Origin of the sequence: Aquamicrobium segne (assembly GCF_042656785.1) — a bacterium.
In the GTDB taxonomy this organism is placed as follows: domain Bacteria; phylum Pseudomonadota; class Alphaproteobacteria; order Rhizobiales; family Rhizobiaceae; genus Mesorhizobium; species Mesorhizobium segne.
In genome coordinates this window covers 1-18,134 of sequence record NZ_JBHSLL010000015.1, presented here as the reverse complement: position 1 = coordinate 18,134, position 18,134 = coordinate 1, and the positions used below count along the sequence as shown (strand labels likewise).

Genomic DNA, 18,134 nt, shown 5'->3' with positions numbered 1-18,134 from the left:
GTGTGTGCCATGCCGAAAGAAACCTGACTTTTAATCATGTGGTTGAGGGCTTGGTCCTCTCCTGGCTCACCATCATCAAGCGGTTTCCTACTCAAAATCCAGCAGAGAAACATGCCCGCCAGCATGGCGTTCCAGCTTTCCGGCAAGGTCCAGTTCAAGCAGCACCATTTGTATCTGTGCAGGCTCAAGCCCGGTGTGGCGGATGAGGGCGTCAATCTCTACAGGGGTTGGTCCAAGCGCGCTGATGACCCGTTGACGATCATTTTCCTGAGGCTCAGGCACAAGCGAAAGATCAGGCGGCTCTTCCAGTGGCAATTGCAACGAGTGGCTGCCCTTGCCGTAAAGTGGTCGGATGGTGTCAAGCACATCACTGGCTTCAGTCGTTAAAATTGCCCCGTCCTTGAGCAGACTGTTGGTTCCGCTGGCGCGTGGATCGAGTGGAGAGCCGGGCACGGCAAATACCAGCCTGCCCATTTCCGCGGCCAGTCTGGCGCTGATCAGCGAGCCGGAACGCTTTGCCGCCTCAACCACAAGAAGCCCATGCGCCATTCCGGCCACAAGCCGGTTGCGGCGTGGAAAATCCTGTGCGCGTGGCTGCCAGCCGAACGGCATTTCTGAAATGATGGCGCCACCCTTGTCCACAATCTCACGATATAGATCGGTATTTTCCGGCGGGTAGGGGCGATCCAGCCCGCCTGCCAGAACACCGATGGTTCCCGTATCGAGACCGCCACGATGGGCGGCGGTGTCAATGCCGCGTGCAAGGCCCGAAACGATGGCATAACCTGCCTGTCCCATTCCCGCTGACAGGGAGGCAGCCAGTTTTGCACCTGTTGCGGAAGCGTTGCGCGCCCCAACCACCGAAATGGCCGGGCGCTGCAAAACATCGCCTGCACCGATCACTGCAAGAATGGGTGGAGGATGGTCGATTCGTTTCAGCAAAGGTGGATAGTCGGGATCGCTGATATAGACAAAACGGGCGCCAAATTCTGTCACATGGTCCATTTCGCGCAAAATTTCGGCTTCATCGGGGATGCGCATGGTCCGGCGCGAGCCGCTGGAGCGGACAAGCTCGGGCAGCCTGTCCAGGGCGTTCTGGGCAGAGCCGAAGCGGTTGATCAGATCGCGAAAGGAAGCCGGTCCGACATTGGAGGTCCTGATCAGCCGCAGCCAGGCAAGGCGTTGTGTCTCGCTTAGACCGGACGTGGCAGAACTCATCCCTTGGCTCCGATCCTGCCTTCGGTTCCTGCCGCCAGCCGCTTGATATTGGCATGATGCTTGAGGAATAAGATGAGGCTCATCAGCACAAACAGGCCAGCCAGTTGGGGCAGATCAAGCAGCCACAAGGCCAGGGGTGTTGCACTGGCTGCACACAGTGCGGCCAGTGAAGAATAGCGAAACAGAATGGCAAACAGCAGCCACACCGCCGCAAAAATCAGCGCTACCTGCCAGGAAAGCCCAGTCAGCACACCCAGATAGGTGGCCACGCCCTTGCCGCCCTTGAAGCCAAGCCAGAGCGGAAACAAATGCCCGATAAAGGCTGCAAAACCAGCCCACAGTGCAAGGTCGGGTGCGTAAGACCGGGCAATCAGAACGGCTGCCGTACCTTTAAGCGCATCCAGCAGCAAGGTTGCTGCGGCAAGTTTTTTATTGCCGGTGCGCAGCACATTGGTTGCACCGATATTGCCGGAGCCGATGGAGCGCACATCGCCCAGTCCGGCGGCGCGCGTCAAAAGCAGGCCAAAGGGAACAGAGCCCAGCAGATAGCCAAAAATCAGCGCTGCAATGATGGTGATGATCATGCCTGGCCCCCGCTGGCCGGATATTTGTTGGCCGGATTTCTATGTCCGGTCTGTTGGTCTGGAGCGTTTCTTGTTTTCACGAAATGCTTCAAACTCTGTCATGGTCGCATTCTGGCAATGTCAGATGATTCCATCTGTACTCACAAAATGCTCTATGTGTGAAACACTGTGTGGCCAGCGACCATGGTTTGCAAGACCCGACCTTGCAAGCGCGCATTTTCAAAACAGGTGTTTTTGGAACGCGAGCGGATGCCTGCCTCATTGACCACCCAGGGTTCATCAAGGTCGACAAGGGCCAGATCAGCGGCCGCGCCGGGCTTGAGCGTACCGCCGGGCAGGCCAAACAGGCGCGCCGGTGCGGTAGACAATGTTTCCACAAGCCGGATCAGCGGCACCTCGTCATTGTGATACAGGCGCAAGGCAACCGCCAGCAGCGTTTCCAGACCGATGGCGCCGGCTGCCGCATCGGAAAAAGGCAGGCGCTTGGTATCGACATCTTGCGGATCATGCGAGGACACAATGATGTCGAGCGTACCGTCTTTGAGCGCCTCGATCATGGCAAGCCGGTCTTCTTCAGCGCGAAGTGGAGGATTGAGCCGGAAAAAAGTGCGATATTCGCCAATATCATACTCGTTAAGGGCAAGATTGTAGATGGCGACGCCTGCACTGACATTGGCGCCATCAGCCTTGGCGCGACGCATTGCATTGGCTGCCATGCCGGTTGAAAGTTTTGCCGCATGATACTGGCCGCCGGTCAGGCGGGCGAGTGCCAGATCGCGCTCCAGCGGAATGGTTTCAGCTTCACGAGGAATGGCGGACAGGCCAAGCCAACTGGCAAACAGGCCTTCATTCATGACGCCCGTGCCGCCAAGGTCGGCGTCGAGCGTCTCATGCATGATGGTTGCGCCGAAATCGCGGGCATAGGTGAGCGCCCGGCGCATGATCAAAGAATTGGCAATGGTGTGGTGGCCATCGGTAAAGGCAACGGCGCCTGCCTGTTTGAGCAGGCCAAATTCGGTCATTTCCCGGCCTTGCAGGCCTTTGGAAATGGCGGCCGTAGGAAAGACATTGACGCAGGCCGTATCGCGGGCCGTGCGCAAGACAAATTCGACCAGCGCCACATCGTCAATGACCGGGTTGGTGTCGGGCATCATGATGATGGAGGTGATACCGCCAGCGGCGGCGGCCTGACTGGCGGAGGCAATGGTTTCCCGGTGCTCGCCACCCGGTTCGCCAATGAACACGCGGCTGTCAACCAGACCGGGAATGATGGTTTTTCCAGAGCAATCAATAATGGTTGCACCTTCGGGCGCACCCTGATTGAGGGCCTGGGGGCCAGCAGCGGAAATTTTGCCATTCTCAACAATGACGGCGCCAATTTCGTCCATCCCGCGGGAGGGGTCAACGATCCGGGCATGGGTAAAAAGGGTGGTGCTCATGCGCCCGATCTTTCTGGATTATGGCCTTCCGGGGTGCGGCGCGGATCAAGCAGCGCTTCCATCACCGCCATGCGCACGGCAACGCCCATTTCCACCTGTTCCTGAATGGCGCTCTGGGGGCCATCGGCAATTTCAGAGGCGATTTCCACGCCCCGGTTCATCGGGCCGGGATGCATGACAAGGGCATCTTCCCTTGCCGCTCTCAGCTTCTGCGCATCCAGACCGAAATAGCGGAAATATTCGCGGATGGAAGGCACAAAGCTGCCTTCCATCCGTTCACGTTGCAGGCGCAGCATCATCACGACATCGGCGTCTTTCAAGCCTTCTTCCATGTCGCGAAAAACATGGACGCTCATTTGTTCTATGCCGCAGGGCAACAGCGTGGAGGGGGCAACAACACGCACCTGTGCGCCCAGTGCATTGAGCAGTATGATATTGGAGCGGGCAACGCGGGAATGGAGAATGTCACCGCAGATAGCAACCGTCAGCCCGCTGATGCGGCCCTTGGCGCGGCGAATGGTCAGCGCATCGAGCAGGGCTTGTGTGGGGTGTTCATGGGTGCCGTCACCGGCATTGATCACCGCGCAGCCAACCTTTTGCGCCAGAAGGGCCGCAGCACCGGCAGATTGATGGCGGATGATGAGAATGTCGGGGTGCATGGCGTTCAGCGTCATGGCCGTGTCAATCAGGGTCTCCCCTTTCTTGACGGAAGAACTGGCCACCGACATGTTCATGACATCGGCGCCAAGACGCTTGCCTGCCAGTTCAAAAGACGATTGCGTGCGGGTGGAGGCTTCATAAAACAGGTTGATTTGTGTGCGTCCGCGCAGCGTTGAGGTTTTTTTCTCGGATTGGCGCGAAATGGAAACGGCACGGTCGGCCCAGTCCAGCAAAAGCTCTATATCGGGCGCTGAAAGGTCCTTGATGCCAAGCAGATGGCGCTGGGGAAAAAGCGGCAGGGGTGGCAGAGGGGGCATGTGTGTCTGGGTCATCTTAAAAGCCTGCTATAGGCCCAGCCGGGCAGACCCGCAAGCGTGCGCTTTGTATTGCATGGGCATCTTCCCCTATTTTCATCGTCGCCACTGCCGTCTTAAGGTATAAGGCAGTTTGGTGCGGATTCGACAAGTATCAGAACAGCTCCTGATCCCGGCGGCCGCCAACATACAGGGATATTGCGTGACAGACGACGTGACGAACCAGCCGCCACCGCTTACCGGCACCAATGCCTGGCGAGGCGACCCGCTGCTGATCCAGCTTGCCGAGCAGTTTTCCGATCCGGTGCGCAAGGATCTCGACGGGCTTGGTCGATTTGTGCTGACGCATGAAGCGCAAGACCTTGCCCGGCTTGCCAATACGGAAACTCCGCGCCTGCACACGCATGACCGCTATGGCAGACGCGCTGATCTGGTGGAATATCACCCGGCCTATCATGCCTTGATGCGCCGTTCGGTTGCGGGTGGGCTGCATTCGTCCATTTGGGAAAATGGCGAGGCCGAGATTGGCCGCCGTCACCAGATTCGCGCTGCCCGGTTTTATCTGAGCGCCCAACTGGAAAGCGGCCATTTATGTCCTGTCACCATGACCAGCGCATCACTGGCAGCATTGATGGCCAGTCCGAAGATATTTCGTGAGTGGGCGCCACGTGTGACTACCCGCAAATATGACCAGACCCAGAAATCGCCGGTGGAAAAAAGCGGCCTGACGCTGGGCATGGGCATGACAGAAAAACAGGGTGGCACGGATGTGAACGCCAACAGCACCCGGGCCGAGCGGGCCGGCTCAACCGGGTTTTTCCGGTTAAGTGGCCATAAATGGTTCATGTCGGCGCCCATGTCGGATGCTTTTCTGGTGCTGGGGCAGGCGACAGAAGGCCTGTCCTGTTTTCTCGTGCCGCGCATTTTGGGCGATGGCGAAAATAATGGCTTTCGTTTTCAGCGGCTTAAAGACAAGCTGGGCAATCGCTCCAATGCGACTGCCGAGGTGGAGTTTGAAAACGCCATTGGTGAGATGGTGGGCGAACCCGGTGCAGGCATGCGCACCATTATGGATATGATTACATTAACCCGGCTGGATTGCGCCATTTCCTCTTCTGCCCTGATGCGCGCCGGTCTGGCTGAAGCCGTGCATCATTGCCGCAATCGTCGGGTTGGCGGTAAAAATCTGACCGATCAGCCGCTGATGCAGCGTGTGCTGGCCGATATGGCGCTCGATGTTGCGGCAGCAACTGCCCTTTCCTTCCGACTGGCGCGTTCTTTTGATGAGGCCGCCAGCGACCGGGGGGAGGCCGCTTTTGCGCGCGCCATGACGCCGGTGGTGAAATATTGGGTGTGCAAGCTGGCGCCTGGCCTTCTTTATGAGGCGATGGAGTGTCTGGGCGGCAATGGCTATGTCGAGGATGCGCCACTTGCCCGCTATTATCGTGAGGTTCCGGTCAATGCGATCTGGGAAGGGTCGGGCAATGTGATGGCGCTGGATGTGCTGCGCGTGCTTGGCCGTGCACCTGGCCTGTTTGACGAGGTGCTGATCGGTATCGATCGTGATCTGGGCGCAAGCGGCCATGGCACGGTGGGGGTGTTGAAGGCAGCCATGCAGGTGGCGTCCAGCGATGAGGGGTCGGCGCGTATTTTGACCGAGCAACTGGCGCTTGCGGCTGCGGCGGCTGAATTGCGGCGGCTGGGGGCAGGCCGTATTGCCGACGCCTTTGTGGAAACGCGGCTGGCAGGCCAGTGGCGCACCACCTATGGGCTGCTGGACACGCGCCATGATGCAGCCTTGATCGTCGATACGCTTTATCCGCCGACAGGTTGAACAGCCTTTTGCCGGAGCATTTTTGCGATGCCAATATAAGCATCTGGTGTCACAAATATGTTTGTTAGTCAGAATTGCGCAAATGGTGCAGCCGGTCGAGAACGCCTTGCAGGATAAAGGATGCGGCTGCCGAATCGATCTTGCCTTCCCGCCTTGCGCGTGAAAAATCCATCTCGATCAGGGTGCGTTCGGCTGCCACCGTGGACAGGCGCTCGTCCCAGAACAAAAAGGGCAGGTTGGTCAAGGGCGCCATATTGCGCACAAAAGCGCGTGATTTTTGTGCGCGCGGCCCGTGCGACCCGTCCATATTGACCGGCAGGCCGATGACGATTGCTCCAGCTTTTTCCCCTTCCAGCAGGGACAGCAGGGTCTGGGCGTCCTGTGTGAATTTCTTGCGCATGATGACAGGGCGCGGATGGGCAAATGACAGGCGCGCATCTGAAACCGCAATGCCGATTGTCTTGTCGCCAAGATCAAGTCCGGCAAGGGTTTCGCCCGGTTGCAGGTGTGTTGCCAGTTCTTCCACGTCGATGATGTTCAAGGTCGTGCGCTTTCCTTTGACATGTGTGATGAGGCTTCTATCCTTGCCACCCATAATAATCGAGGACACAGATGATGAAACTGACCTGGTATGGCCATTCCACATTTTGCATCGAGACGGGCGATGCAAAAATCCTGATTGATCCTTATCTGGTAGGCAATCCGGTCTGGGATGGCGGTTGGGAAAAACCTGCCGAGGGGGTGACACATGTTTTGATCACCCACGGCCATGATGATCATATGAGCGGTGCGGCCGAGGTTTTAAACAAGACAGGAGCCATGCTGGTCGCCAATTTCGAGATCTGCATGTATCTGGTCGGGCAAGGTGTTGTGGCCCAAGACAAGATCAATCCCGGCAATATCGGCGGCACGGTCGATTGCGGTAATTTCACCACAACCTTTGTGCAGGCACTGCATTCCTCATCTGCCTCCGCGGAAGGGGGCGGCAATATCTATCTGGGCAATTCGGGCGGGCTGGTGCTGCATTTTTCGGATGCGCCAACAGTGTATCACATGGGGGATACCGATATTTTTTCCGATATGGCGCTGATCAACGAATTGCATGAGCCAAAAATCGGTATCGTGCCGATTGGCGACCGCTTTACCATGGGCGGTGCGGTGGCAGCCCTTGCATGTCGGCGGTTTTTCAAATTCGATACGGTTGTGCCCTGTCATTTCGGCACATTTCCGCTGCTTGATCCAACAGCCGACAAATTTGCGGAAGGGCTGGAAGGGTCTGGCATCAAGGTGGCCTTGCCGAAAATTGGCGAGACGATTGCACTCTGAGCCGCTCTTGCTGTTGCGCGCGCCTGTCTGCACGGCTATAGCGCAGACAGGTTCCAATCAGACTTTGAAGCAGGTTTTCACATGACGGTCGATCTGGATATGGTCAAGCGCGTTGCGCATCTGGCTCGTATTGCAATCAATGAGGCGGAGGCGTCCGCCATGGCGGACAAGATCAATTCCACGCTTGGTTTTGTCGAGCAACTGAATGAAATCGATGTGAGCGGTGTCGAGCCGATGACTTCGGTGCTTCCCATGACCATGAGAAAACGTGAAGATGTGGTCAGCGATGGCGACAAAATTGCCGATATTGTGGGCAATGCACCGGCAACGGAGGAAAATTTCTTTCTGGTGCCCAAAGTTGTTGAATAATCCTTCCCAAAGCGCCCAACTGCCTCTGCCCCTGTTTTTCCAGAAGAAGTTTTTTCGATGACTGATCTGACCAGATTGACGATTTCGCAGGCCCGCACCAAGCTGCGCGCCAAAGAGATTTCCGCAGTCGAACTGACGGATGCCTATCTTGACGCCATTGATGGCGCCAATGGTGCGCTCAACGCTTATGTGGCTGTCACCCACGACAAGGCGCGCGATATGGCAAAGGCGTCTGATGCCCGGCTGGCTTCCGGGCAGGGCGGGGCGCTGGAAGGCATTCCACTTGGCGTCAAGGATCTGTTTGCCACGCAAGGTGTGCACACACAGGCATGCAGCCATGTGCTGGATGGTTTCAAGCCGGCCTATGAATCAACGGTGACCGCCAATCTGTGGACCGATGGGGCCGTGATGCTGGGCAAGCTCAACATGGATGAGTTTGCCATGGGCTCTTCCAATGAGACCTCTTATTATGGTCCGGTGAAAAACCCGTGGCGGGCCAAGGGCTCACAGGCAGATTATGTTCCTGGCGGCTCGTCGGGTGGCTCGGCAGCGGCCGTTGCCGCCTTTTTATGCGCTGGTGCAACCGCCACCGATACGGGCGGTTCGATCCGCCAGCCAGCCGCCTTTACCGGAACGGTTGGCCTTAAGCCCACCTATGGCCGCTGCTCGCGCTGGGGTATTATTTCTTATGCCTCGTCGCTTGATCAGGCCGGTCCAATCGCGCGTGATGTTCGCGATGCCGCCATTTTGCTCAAATCCATGGCGTCTGTCGATGAGAAGGATACCACCTCGGTAGATCATCCGGTGCCCGATTATGAGGCTGCTCTTGGCCAGTCGCTGAAAGGTCTAAAAGTCGGTATTCCGCGCGAATACCGGGTTGAGGGCATGCCGCAGGAGGTTGAGAGCCTGTGGCAGCAGGGTATTGCCTGGTTAAAGGATGCGGGCGCGGAAATTATCGATGTTTCACTGCCGCATACCAAATATGCGCTGCCGACCTATTACATCATCTCACCGGCTGAAGCGTCTTCCAATCTCGCCCGTTATGATGGTGTGCGCTACGGTTTGCGCGTTCCGGGCAAGGATATTGCCGAAATGTATGAAAACACCCGCGCCGCCGGTTTTGGCGACGAGGTGAAGCGGCGTGTCCTGATGGGCACTTTTGTGCTCTCGGCCGGTTATTATGATGCCTATTATGTGCGCGCCCAGAAGGTGCGCACACTGATCAAGAAGGATTTTGACGAGGCTTTTGCCGCGGGTGTGGATGTGCTTTTGACACCTTCAACCCCCTCTGCCGCCTTTGGTCTTGGCGGCCATGATCAGGACGAAAACCCGATCAAAATGTATCTGAACGACATTTTTACCGTAACCGTCAACATGGCTGGCCTGCCCGGCATTTCGGTCCCGGCAGGACTGGATGCGAAAGGTCTACCGCTTGGTCTGCAATTGATTGGTCGGCCTTTCGAGGAAGAAACACTGTTGCGCACGGCTCATGTCGTTGAACAGGCAGCTGGTGGCTTCCAGCCTGAAAAATGGTGGTAGGCAAATAGATGGGGGGATGATGTGTTTTATTATCTCTCCAAACTGTTCTGGTTTGGCGCGCAGCCGATCAATCTGATTGGCCTGCTTTTGTGCGCCAGCATTGTTCTTGCGCTGTCTGGCAGGCGTCGTCTGGCGCTTTTGGGGTCTTGTCTGGGTTTTTTGATCCTTGCTGTCGGCGCATGGACCTCAACCGGTGCGCTTTTGCTGCATCCGCTGGAGGATCGGTTCCAGCGCCCTGATCCTGCACCATCCTCTATTGCCGGTATCATTGTGCTGGGCGGCGGCTTTGAAGGGGGCGTCAACCTTGTGCGCGGCGGGTATGAATTGAATTCAAGCGGTGACCGCTTTGTTGAGGCCGCCATTCTGGCGCGCCGTTATCTTGATGCATCTGTGGTGGTGACCGGAGGCTCCGGCAGCCTGATGCTGGAAGGCGAAGGTGACGGTGAGACAGCGCCGCGCCTGCTGACGGCGCTGGGGGTTGCGCCAGCGCGATTGATTCTGGAGACAAAATCGCGCAACACGCATGAAAATGCCCTCTTTACGCATGAAATGGTGAAGCCGGAGCCCGGTGAAATCTGGCTTCTGGTGACGTCTGCCTTTCACATGCCGCGTTCAATGGGCCTGTTTCAAAAGATCGGCTTTGATGTGGTGCCCTGGCCGGTGGATTATCGCACGGCCGGGAATGAGTATTTTGGTCTGGCGCAGGATAATGTGCAGGATTCGCTTCAAAACCTGACGCTGGCAATTCGCGAATGGATCGGGCTTTATGCTTACTGGCTGACGGGGCGGATTGGCTCGCCATTGCCGGGGCCGGAAGCTTAATGCTGGTTGCAACTCATGTCGTGCAAGGAGCAGGCAAGGTCGGCGCGGACAGCGCAGCCTGATTGAAAAGTGCGGAAAATCGTGACTGTATCCTATATGAGGAGCAGCGATCACTTGCGGGCTGATTTTTTGGAGTAAATATTCTTGTTTCTTTCGGTTTTCGACCTTTTCAAGATCGGCATTGGCCCGTCCAGTTCCCACACTATGGGACCGATGACAGCAGCAGCGCGCTTCCTGTCGGAAATCCTTGCCAGTGACTGGCCACGTCCGGCTGGCGCCAAGGTGGACCGGGTGGGGGCAAGCCTGCATGGGTCGCTGGCTTATACCGGCATCGGTCATGGCAGTGACCGCGCCGTGATCCTTGGCCTGACCGGGCTGGTTCCCGTTAAGGTCGATCCCGATCAGGCCGATGCGATCGTGGCTCGGGTCGAGGCTGAAAAGCGCGTTATGCCACCCGGCCATCCTGCCTATCGCTTTGATCCGGCCCGTGATCTGGTGCTGGATAAAAAGACGCCGCTGACCGGGCACGCCAATGGCATGGCGTTTTATGCCTATGACGCCAGTGACCGGCTTTTGCTGAAGCGCATCTATTATTCCATTGGCGGTGGATTTGTCGTCTCGGAAGAAGAGCTGCAATTGATGAAGCAGCGCGGTTCGGTGACGACCGAAGGCAAGAAAGTACCATATCCGTTTAAAAACGCTGCTGAAATGCTGGCTATGGCTGCCAAAAAGGGCGTGTCTATTGCCGAAATGAAACGCGTCAATGAAGAAACCCATATGTCGCGCGAAGAACTCAATGCCGGGTTGGATGATATCTGGGCGGCGATGCTGGCCTGTATCGAGCGGGGGCTGACACAGGATGGCATTATGCCGGGCGGCCTGAAGGTGCGCCGCCGTGCACGCCAGCTTCACGACAAGTTGCAGGAAGAATGGAGCCGCAATCGGCCCAATCCGGTGCTGGCCAATGACTGGCTCTCCATCTATGCCATGGCGGTGAATGAGGAAAATGCGGCGGGCGGACGGGTTGTGACTGCTCCGACCAATGGTGCAGCAGGAACGCTGCCTGCTGTATTGCGCTATTGGCTGCATTTTCACCCCGAGGCCGATCAGACTTCGATCCGCGATTTTCTGTTAACGGCGGCAGCCATTGGCGGCATCATCAAGACCAATGCGTCGATTTCCGGTGCGGAAGTGGGCTGTCAGGGTGAAGTCGGATCTGCCTCGGCCATGGCGGCGGCAGGGCTGTGCGCCGTGATGGGCGGCACACCGGAACAGGTGGAAAATGCGGCAGAAATTGCGCTGGAGCATCATCTGGGCATGACCTGTGATCCGGTGGCCGGGCTGGTTCAGGTGCCGTGCATTGAGCGCAACGCACTTGGCGCGGTTAAGGCGGTGACGGCAGCGTCGCTGGCGATCAAGGGGGATGGCACGCATTTTGTGCCGCTTGATGCGGCTATTGAGACCATGCGCCAGACCGGCGCGGACATGAATGAGCGCTATAAGGAAACCAGCCTTGGTGGCCTTGCCGTCAATGTGGTGGAGTGCTGAAACAAAGTCGGCCCTGTGGAAAACGGGGCCGGATAGCACAGGATGTCGCGTTGAATGGCAAGGGTTCAGCCGCTAGTTTGCCGCTATGGCATTAAATATTCTCAAATTATGCGTCGGTTGCGATAGTGTTGAAGAGCTTGAGGCGTGGGTTGCGCACAGGCTGGAAGAGCGCCGTCGCAATGGCGAGCCGGTCGAGCATTGGCACACAACCCGCATGGTGCCCACCCGTGCCGATGAAATCATTGGAGCCGGGTCGCTCTATTGGGTGATCAAGGGCAATGTTCAGTGTCGGCAGTTGATCACCGATATACGCCCCTATATCGACCCTGAAGGCATCAGGCGCTGCCGCATCGTTCTGGATGCGGAAATCATCCATACCCAATGGCAACCGCGGCGGCCATTTCAGGGCTGGCGCTATCTGAAGCCTGAGGATGCGCCTGCCGATCTGGGGGTAGGGGCAACCGGTATCGCTGAAATGTCACCCGAATTGCGGCAGGAACTGGCCGAACTCGGGCTTTTGTGAGCACAGATGGTTTCATCTAAAGCCTGTCTCCCGAAACTGGTTCTCAAGTCTCGAGAGACAGGCTTTAGAATTTAAGGCGGATGGCGGCTTTGCCATCGGGCGTGGCCGCTTTCAGGCGAATTTGCACCAGAGGTTGGGTGTTGCGCCATGTGCGCGCCCCATGGCTCATCAGCAGCCCCACCAGATCCTTGGTTCTGAAGCGCGAATTGCCGGGGCGCATGGTTTTCAGCCGTGTGGCAGCCTGCTGGAGAGCCTGTGTTCCGGCGTCATTATACTGGCGAAGCGGATTGGCAAGGCCGGTCTCCTGCTGATTTCCGATCACGACTGCAACTCCTGTTTGGCCCTGAACTTTTTAAGGAATGGATGGCGGTGTTTACTGCTGTACGGCAAAGCATTCGATGCGCTGTTTTTTCAGCGCCGTGCAGGCCCTGAGTGCGGCGGTCTGGGTTTCAAAGCCGCCGAAGCGGGCGCGGAAATAGGTCACACCGCCTTTGCGGAAAGGAACGGTGTAGCCTGACGCACTGGCAAGAATGGCGCGCGCTTGAGCAGCGGTTTTGTCAAGTGCCGCCTCGGCATCGGTCTTGCTGGGCGAGGCAGCCACCTGAACCACCCAGCCAGATGGCAGGGAAGCGGTGTTGACGGGATCGATCTGCTGGGAGGGTTCTGCGCCGGCATAGGCCTGTGCAAAGGGTATGTCAGCCGGTTCGGCTGCCTGCTGGCCGACAGGCTGTGGCGGGGCGGGCTTGCGTGAAGGCAGGGCCGCAGTTGAAGCCACAATGGCCTCAACCGTTACCGGCTTTGCATCCGGTGTCGGCGCGCCATGTTTGGGCAGCACGATCCGGGCAATCTGTTGTGAAGCCTGATCATTATTGTTGAGGGCAATCAGGGCTCCACCACTGCGTTTTGAGGCCTTGGGCAGATAAGCCTTGATGAGACGCGCCATTTCATTGTCGCGGGACGCCCCGGAGGAGCCACCCATGACGACGGCGACAAGCTTGCGCCCATCTACGGAAACCGATGAGACCAGATTGAAACCGGAAGCGCGTGTGTAGCCGGTCTTGATACCGTCCACGCCCTTGATGCGACCAAGCAGCCGGTTATGGCCATTGATGCGCTGTTTGCCATACATGAAGGAGCGTTCGGCAAAATAGCTGTAATATTGCGGATAATGTTCACGCAGTGCGATGCCAAGCGTTGCCATGTCGCGCGCTGTGGTAAACTGGCCCGTGTTGGGCAGGCCATGGGCATTGCGAAACACAGTGTTGGCCATGCCAAGCGAGCGCGCCTTTGCCGTCATCATCTTGGCGAAATTTGCTTCGCTGCCGCCCAGCAATTCGGCCATTGCGGTGGAGGAATCATTGGCTGATTTGGTCACCATGGACCGGATGGCGGTCTCGACGGTGATCGACCCGCCCTTGCGCACGCCCAGCTTGGTTGGCGGCTCGGCTGCGGCATTGGCAGAAAATGTCACCTGTGTTGACTTGGAAATCTTGCCTTTGGAAAGCGCTTCAAAGGTTAAATACAGGGTCATCATCTTGGTCAGCGAAGCCGGGTAGCGGCGCGCATTGGCATTTGATGAATAAAGTGTCTTGCCTGTATTGGCGTCAATCACGATGGCGGCATTTTTGGGAGCAGCCTGACCTGGTGTGCTTGCACCGATGGCAATACCTGTTGCTACGGCGATGATTGCCACTGTCCGAAAAAAACGCACGGAAAGGGGAATGATACCCGAAAATGCCTGACGCACTGCTACTTCCTTTGGCTTTCATTGGCCGGGATGGCAAAGGTCCAGTCCCGGTCTGATTTTATGCAGCCTAACTGCGTACCGTTACCAATGTGTTTATGGTAACCGCGTCGTTCACCATTTTCGGCGCAGTCATCACAATTTTTATCGAAATTTTAGCAATTGCCCGTCGTGGCATGTCTTGACATTTTGTGCGCTGCACAATATCTATTCGCTAGTGCAAAAATCAACGGTCGGATTTATGTATCGGGCCGCAGAGGCGGTGCTGGATAAAATCATCTGGTTGCAAAATGTTTTCAGGAAAGGAGGACACTCCCATGTCCACAACAGTTCACGAAGAATTCAGTAAATATGGCAAGGAATTTACCGATTCCGGTCTGCGCAGCTTTGCCTCGCTCTCCAAGGGCGCACAGGCAATCGCAGTCGAGGCCAGTGAATATTCAAAGAAAAACCTGCAGGCTGGCAGTGCCGCCTTTGAAAAACTGATTGCTGCAAAATCGTTTGAAGAAGCTGTCAGCATCCAGACCGATTATGCAAAGCAGTCTTATGAGACCTTTGTTTCCGGAGCGACCCGCTTTGGCGATCTTTATCTGGAGCTTGCCCGCGAAGCCTATAAGCCGTTTGAAGGTCTTGTCGCCAAGGCTGGCTAAAACTTTTTTTATTTCGTATTTCAAATTTTGGGCCCGGCTGTGTCTTGCGCAGTCGGGCTTTTGCATTTGAGCAGCCCCTGACACATAATTTGAGCCATTAAAGCGTGTCGCTTTTCTTTCAGATTCACGCGACCCGCTTTAAGCCTTTGTTTTACGCATGTCTTTATCCCGAAACTGCTTCTCAAGTCTCGGGAGACAGGCCTTAATGAATAATTGGGGTGCTTGGAGCGTGTCTTGAACCCGAAACCGGTTCTTAAATTCGGGAGACGGACTTTAACATATTGCCAGCCATGGCGAAGGGCTTAAAATCCGTCAATAATAACCTACATGACGATTTGTCCACTGGGACAAATTGGGTTGGAGCATAAGGCAGGAAACAAGGTGATTGGCAGGGCGATTGCCGCACAGAATGCGGTGACAATGCAAAAAAACCGGGATGGCAATAGCGGGGGCCGGGGAACGGCTGTCATCACGCGCACCCAGACAAGGACCAAACGGCCCAGCCTTTACCGTGTCCTGATTTTGAACGATGATTACACGCCTATGGAGTTTGTCGTTCACATTCTGGAGCGCTTTTTCCAGAAAGACAGGGAAGCAGCCACACGGATCATGCTTCATGTGCACAACCACGGAGTGGGGGAATGTGGCGTTTACACATTCGAGGTAGCCGAGACAAAAGTGTCTCAGGTCATGGATTTCGCCCGACAAAATCAACATCCGCTGCAATGCGTGATGGAGAAGAAGTGAGGTAATATGCCAGCTTTCTCCCAAGGTCTGGAAAAGGCGCTGCATCAGGCGCTGACAATCGCTAATGAGCGTCACCATGAATATGCAACGCTGGAACATCTGCTTCTGGCGCTGATCGATGATGCGGAAGCCGCTGCCGTCATGCGCGCCTGTAATGTTGATCTGGATGAATTGCGGCAGGTGGTCCTTCATTATATCGACACTGAACTGGATAATCTAATTACCGGCTATGATGAGGATTCCAAGCCGACTGCCGGTTTTCAGCGCGTGATCCAGCGTGCGGTGATCCATGTGCAATCCTCTGGCCGTGAGGAAGTGTCGGGGGCCAATGTGCTGGTGGCCATTTTTGCCGAGCGCGAAAGCCATGCCGCCTATTTTCTTCAGGAACAGCAGATGACCCGCTATGATGCGGTCAATTATATTTCTCATGGTATCGCCAAGCGACCCGGCGCTGCCGAAACCCGCGTCCCGCGCGGCGCCGAGGAGGAGCAGCCTGGCGACAGCACAGGTGAGCAGCATGATGAGAGCAAGAAGAAGGCCCAGGATGCGCTGAGCGCCTATTGTGTGGATCTCAATGCCAAGGCCCGTGCGGGCAAGATTGATCCGCTGATCGGCCGTGGCCCGGAAATCAACCGCACCATTCAAGTGCTGTGTCGCCGCTCCAAAAACAATCCGCTTTATGTAGGCGATCCTGGTGTCGGCAAGACGGCGATTGCCGAAGGGCTGGCCAAGCGCATTGTGGAAGGCGACGTGCCTGAAGTGCTGCTGGACGCCACCATCTTTGCGCTCGACATGGGCACGTTGCTGGCTGGAACACGCTATCGGGGTGATTTTGAAGAGCGCTTGAAGCAGGTGGTCAAGGAGCTGGAAGAGTTTCCTGGCGCCGTGTTGTTTATCGATGAGATTCATACGGTTATTGGTGCAGGGGCAACATCGGGCGGGGCAATGGATGCCTCCAACCTGCTCAAGCCAGCACTTTCATCTGGAGCCATTCGCTGTATTGGTTCAACGACTTACAAGGAATTTCGTCAGTTCTTCGAGAAGGACCGGGCGCTGGTGCGCCGTTTCCAGAAGATCGATGTGCAAGAACCAAGCGTTGAAGACGCCATCGAGATCATGAAGGGGCTGAAACCCTATTTCGAGGAGTATCACAAGGTCAAATATACGCCTGACGCCATCAAGGGCGCGGTGGAATTGTCGGCGCGCTATATCAGCGATCGTAAACTGCCGGACAAGGCCATCGACGTGATTGACGAGACCGGTGCTTCACAGATGCTGTTGCCTGAGGGCAAGCGCAAGAAAACCATCGGCATCCGGGAAATCGAGGCCACCATCGCCACCATGGCTCGTATTCCGCCAAAAACTGTTTCTGCGGATGATGAAAAGGTTCTGGCAGGTCTGGAAAAAGAGCTGAAGCGGGTTGTTTATGGTCAGGATGTTGCCATCACGGCGCTCAGTTCAGCCATCAAGCTGGCCCGGGCGGGCTTGCGTGAGCCTGAAAAGCCGATTGGCTCTTATCTGTTTTCAGGCCCGACCGGCGTGGGCAAGACCGAAGTGGCCAAGCAGTTGGCTGCGTCTTTGGGTGTGGAACTGCTGCGCTTTGATATGTCCGAATATATGGAGCGCCACACGGTTTCGCGGCTGATTGGTGCGCCTCCGGGCTATGTCGGCTTTGATCAGGGCGGTCTTTTGACCGATGGTGTTGACCAGCATCCGCATTGCGTGTTGCTGCTCGATGAGGTCGAAAAAGCCCATCCAGACCTGTTCAATATCCTGTTGCAGGTGATGGACCACGGCAGGCTGACCGACCATAATGGCAAGCAGATCGACTTTCGCAATGTGATCTTGATCATGACCACGAATGCGGGGGCTTCCGAAATGGCAAAATCTGCCATTGGCTTTGGCTCTTCCAAGCGGGAAGGTGATGATATGGAGGCGATCAACCGGCTGTTTACGCCTGAATTTCGCAACCGTCTCGATGCCATCATTCCCTTTGGATCGTTGCCGGTGCCGGTCATTCACCAGGTGGTGCAGAAATTTGTCATGCAGCTTGAGGCCCAGCTTTCGGAGCGTGGTGTGACCTTTGACCTGTCGGATGAGGCCATCGCCTGGCTGGCTGACAAGGGCTATGACGAGCGTATGGGCGCGCGCCCGCTTGGCCGTGTCATTCAAGAACACATCAAGAAGCCGCTGGCTGAGGAAGTGCTGTTTGGCAAGCTCAAAAAAGGCGGCACGGTGCGTGTGACTGTCGAGACCAAGGAGGCGGGTGAAACCGGTCTGAAGCTTGAAAGCCTGCCCGATGAAACGAAGGTGCGGCCCAGGAAAGAGCCGGAAGAACAGCCAAAGACGCGCAAAGCGGCTCCAAAAAAGGCACCCGTGAAAAAGGCGGTCGTTGCCAAGCTGACACCGGGACCGAAAAAGGATGGTGGCAAGCGCAGCCTTGTGCCGCAATTGCCGCGGAAATAAAAAAAGGCCCCGGAAACGGGACCTTTTTACATGGTTGCCAATTTATTAGAGCATTTCTTGTTTTCATGGAAACGGATGAAATGCTCTAATCTCTTATTTTAGCCGCATTTGTGCGACGCCAGATGATTTCATCTGTGCTCACAAAAAGCTCTAGGTCACCGACTCATTTTCTTTGATCCATATTCGGATTGCGGCGAGTTGGACTGAAGTGAGGAAATTGTCGTCACGCTTGTCATAGCGAGTTGCGACCGCACGGAACTGTTTGAGTTTGTTGAAGAACCGCTCAACCACATTGCGCTTGCGATAGAGTTGGTGGTCGAAGGCGGGGAAGCGTTTGCGCGTTGGCATCAG

Annotated in this window: 18 protein-coding genes; 10 read left to right on the top strand and 8 right to left on the bottom strand. The window is 56.4% G+C overall.

The features are described from left to right. Positions 1-87: 87 nt before the first annotated feature. The 4 genes from dprA to ACFPLB_RS06210 all read right to left on the bottom strand — a co-directional run bounded on the left by dprA (position 88) and on the right by ACFPLB_RS06210 (position 4,218). On the bottom strand, positions 88-1,218 hold the full coding sequence (gene dprA, locus ACFPLB_RS06225; RefSeq protein ID WP_378228509.1) for a DNA-processing protein DprA: 1,131 nt from the start codon (positions 1,216-1,218) through the stop codon (positions 88-90). Continuing rightward, positions 1,215-1,802 carry a glycerol-3-phosphate 1-O-acyltransferase PlsY gene (gene plsY / locus ACFPLB_RS06220; protein WP_378228508.1) on the bottom strand — a complete coding sequence of 196 codons (588 nt, stop codon included), beginning with the start codon at positions 1,800-1,802 and terminating at the stop codon, positions 1,215-1,217. Before plsY ends, dprA begins: the two co-directional genes overlap by 4 nt. A gap of 152 nt (positions 1,803-1,954) precedes the next feature. After that, the gene (locus ACFPLB_RS06215; protein WP_378228507.1) at positions 1,955-3,241 is read right to left on the bottom strand and encodes a dihydroorotase; all 1,287 of its coding nucleotides are present in this window, start codon (positions 3,239-3,241) and stop codon (positions 1,955-1,957) included. Further along, positions 3,238-4,218: an aspartate carbamoyltransferase catalytic subunit gene (locus ACFPLB_RS06210; RefSeq protein ID WP_378228559.1), complete on the bottom strand. Its 981-nt coding sequence runs from the start codon at positions 4,216-4,218 to the stop codon at positions 3,238-3,240. Before ACFPLB_RS06210 ends, ACFPLB_RS06215 begins: the two co-directional genes overlap by 4 nt. 199 nt (positions 4,219-4,417) lie before the next feature. On the opposite strand from ACFPLB_RS06210, the gene ACFPLB_RS06205 reads away from it, so the two are divergent. Then, positions 4,418-6,049: an acyl-CoA dehydrogenase family protein gene (locus tag ACFPLB_RS06205; protein WP_378228506.1), complete on the top strand. Its 1,632-nt coding sequence runs from the start codon at positions 4,418-4,420 to the stop codon at positions 6,047-6,049. 64 nt (positions 6,050-6,113) lie between these two features. Here the strand turns inward: ACFPLB_RS06205 and ruvX are convergent, their stop codons facing one another. Then, positions 6,114-6,590 (bottom strand): Holliday junction resolvase RuvX, encoded by a 477-nt coding sequence (gene ruvX, locus ACFPLB_RS06200; protein ID WP_378228505.1) that lies wholly within the window; start codon positions 6,588-6,590, stop codon positions 6,114-6,116. A gap of 74 nt (positions 6,591-6,664) precedes the next feature. On the opposite strand from ruvX, the gene ACFPLB_RS06195 reads away from it, so the two are divergent. From ACFPLB_RS06195 to ACFPLB_RS06170, 6 genes are all read left to right on the top strand, one after another. Further along, positions 6,665-7,375 carry a metal-dependent hydrolase gene (locus ACFPLB_RS06195; RefSeq protein ID WP_378228558.1) on the top strand — a complete coding sequence of 237 codons (711 nt, stop codon included), beginning with the start codon at positions 6,665-6,667 and terminating at the stop codon, positions 7,373-7,375. Between the two features lie 81 nt (positions 7,376-7,456). Next, complete coding sequence (gene gatC, locus ACFPLB_RS06190) at positions 7,457-7,744, top strand: Asp-tRNA(Asn)/Glu-tRNA(Gln) amidotransferase subunit GatC (RefSeq protein ID WP_378228504.1); 288 nt, start codon at positions 7,457-7,459, stop codon at positions 7,742-7,744. 57 nt (positions 7,745-7,801) lie between these two features. Further along, positions 7,802-9,283, top strand: coding sequence for an Asp-tRNA(Asn)/Glu-tRNA(Gln) amidotransferase subunit GatA (gene gatA, locus ACFPLB_RS06185; protein WP_378228503.1), 1,482 nt, complete (start codon positions 7,802-7,804; stop codon positions 9,281-9,283). Between the two features lie 21 nt (positions 9,284-9,304). Beyond that, positions 9,305-10,105, top strand: a complete 801-nt coding sequence (locus ACFPLB_RS06180; protein WP_378228502.1) for a YdcF family protein — start codon at positions 9,305-9,307, stop codon at positions 10,103-10,105. Positions 10,106-10,249: 144 nt separating this feature from the next. Beyond that, positions 10,250-11,653, top strand: a complete 1,404-nt coding sequence (locus ACFPLB_RS06175; RefSeq protein WP_378228501.1) for an L-serine ammonia-lyase — start codon at positions 10,250-10,252, stop codon at positions 11,651-11,653. An 85-nt stretch (positions 11,654-11,738) separates the two neighbouring features. Beyond that, positions 11,739-12,176: a DUF1489 family protein gene (locus ACFPLB_RS06170; protein WP_378228500.1), complete on the top strand. Its 438-nt coding sequence runs from the start codon at positions 11,739-11,741 to the stop codon at positions 12,174-12,176. Positions 12,177-12,240: 64 nt separating this feature from the next. On the opposite strand, the gene ACFPLB_RS06165 is transcribed toward ACFPLB_RS06170, so the two are convergent. Together ACFPLB_RS06165 and ACFPLB_RS06160 are read right to left on the bottom strand one after the other, a co-directional pair. Beyond that, a complete protein-coding gene (locus tag ACFPLB_RS06165) occupies positions 12,241-12,498 on the bottom strand; it encodes a hypothetical protein (RefSeq protein ID WP_378228499.1) in 258 nt (85 codons plus the stop codon). 51 nt (positions 12,499-12,549) lie between these two features. After that, a complete protein-coding gene (locus ACFPLB_RS06160; protein WP_378228498.1) occupies positions 12,550-13,923 on the bottom strand; it encodes an SPOR domain-containing protein in 1,374 nt (457 codons plus the stop codon). 314 nt (positions 13,924-14,237) lie between these two features. On the opposite strand from ACFPLB_RS06160, the gene ACFPLB_RS06155 reads away from it, so the two are divergent. The 3 genes from ACFPLB_RS06155 to clpA all read left to right on the top strand — a co-directional run bounded on the left by ACFPLB_RS06155 (position 14,238) and on the right by clpA (position 17,783). After that, positions 14,238-14,570 carry a phasin family protein gene (locus ACFPLB_RS06155; protein ID WP_378228497.1) on the top strand — a complete coding sequence of 111 codons (333 nt, stop codon included), beginning with the start codon at positions 14,238-14,240 and terminating at the stop codon, positions 14,568-14,570. Positions 14,571-14,990: 420 nt separating this feature from the next. Next, entirely contained in the window at positions 14,991-15,317 is a 327-nt protein-coding gene (clpS, locus tag ACFPLB_RS06150) for an ATP-dependent Clp protease adapter ClpS (RefSeq protein WP_378228557.1), read from the top strand. 6 nt (positions 15,318-15,323) lie between these two features. Beyond that, positions 15,324-17,783, top strand: coding sequence for an ATP-dependent Clp protease ATP-binding subunit ClpA (clpA, locus tag ACFPLB_RS06145; protein WP_378228496.1), 2,460 nt, complete (start codon positions 15,324-15,326; stop codon positions 17,781-17,783). Positions 17,784-17,933: 150 nt separating this feature from the next. Here clpA and ACFPLB_RS06140 read toward each other — a convergent pair. Further along, on the bottom strand, positions 17,934-18,134 hold a 201-nt coding region (locus tag ACFPLB_RS06140), incomplete at its 5' end, for a transposase (protein ID WP_378228495.1).

Excerpts from the sequence above, each read along its gene's own strand:
- gatA (WP_378228503.1), top strand. The coding sequence starts at position 7,802 with ATGACTGATCTGACCAGATTGACGATTTCGCAGGCCCGCACCAAGCTG.
- clpA (WP_378228496.1), top strand. The coding sequence starts at position 15,324 with ATGCCAGCTTTCTCCCAAGGTCTGGAAAAGGCGCTGCATCAGGCGCTG.
- gatC (WP_378228504.1), top strand. The coding sequence starts at position 7,457 with ATGACGGTCGATCTGGATATGGTCAAGCGCGTTGCGCATCTGGCTCGT.
- dprA (WP_378228509.1), bottom strand. The coding sequence starts at position 1,218 with ATGAGTTCTGCCACGTCCGGTCTAAGCGAGACACAACGCCTTGCCTGG.
- ACFPLB_RS06155 (WP_378228497.1), top strand. The coding sequence starts at position 14,238 with ATGTCCACAACAGTTCACGAAGAATTCAGTAAATATGGCAAGGAATTT.
- plsY (WP_378228508.1), bottom strand. The coding sequence starts at position 1,802 with ATGATCATCACCATCATTGCAGCGCTGATTTTTGGCTATCTGCTGGGC.
- ACFPLB_RS06195 (WP_378228558.1), top strand. The coding sequence starts at position 6,665 with ATGAAACTGACCTGGTATGGCCATTCCACATTTTGCATCGAGACGGGC.
- ACFPLB_RS06215 (WP_378228507.1), bottom strand. The coding sequence starts at position 3,241 with ATGAGCACCACCCTTTTTACCCATGCCCGGATCGTTGACCCCTCCCGC.
- ACFPLB_RS06210 (WP_378228559.1), bottom strand. The coding sequence starts at position 4,218 with ATGCCCCCTCTGCCACCCCTGCCGCTTTTTCCCCAGCGCCATCTGCTT.
- ACFPLB_RS06170 (WP_378228500.1), top strand. The coding sequence starts at position 11,739 with ATGGCATTAAATATTCTCAAATTATGCGTCGGTTGCGATAGTGTTGAA.
- clpS (WP_378228557.1), top strand. The coding sequence starts at position 14,991 with ATGCAAAAAAACCGGGATGGCAATAGCGGGGGCCGGGGAACGGCTGTC.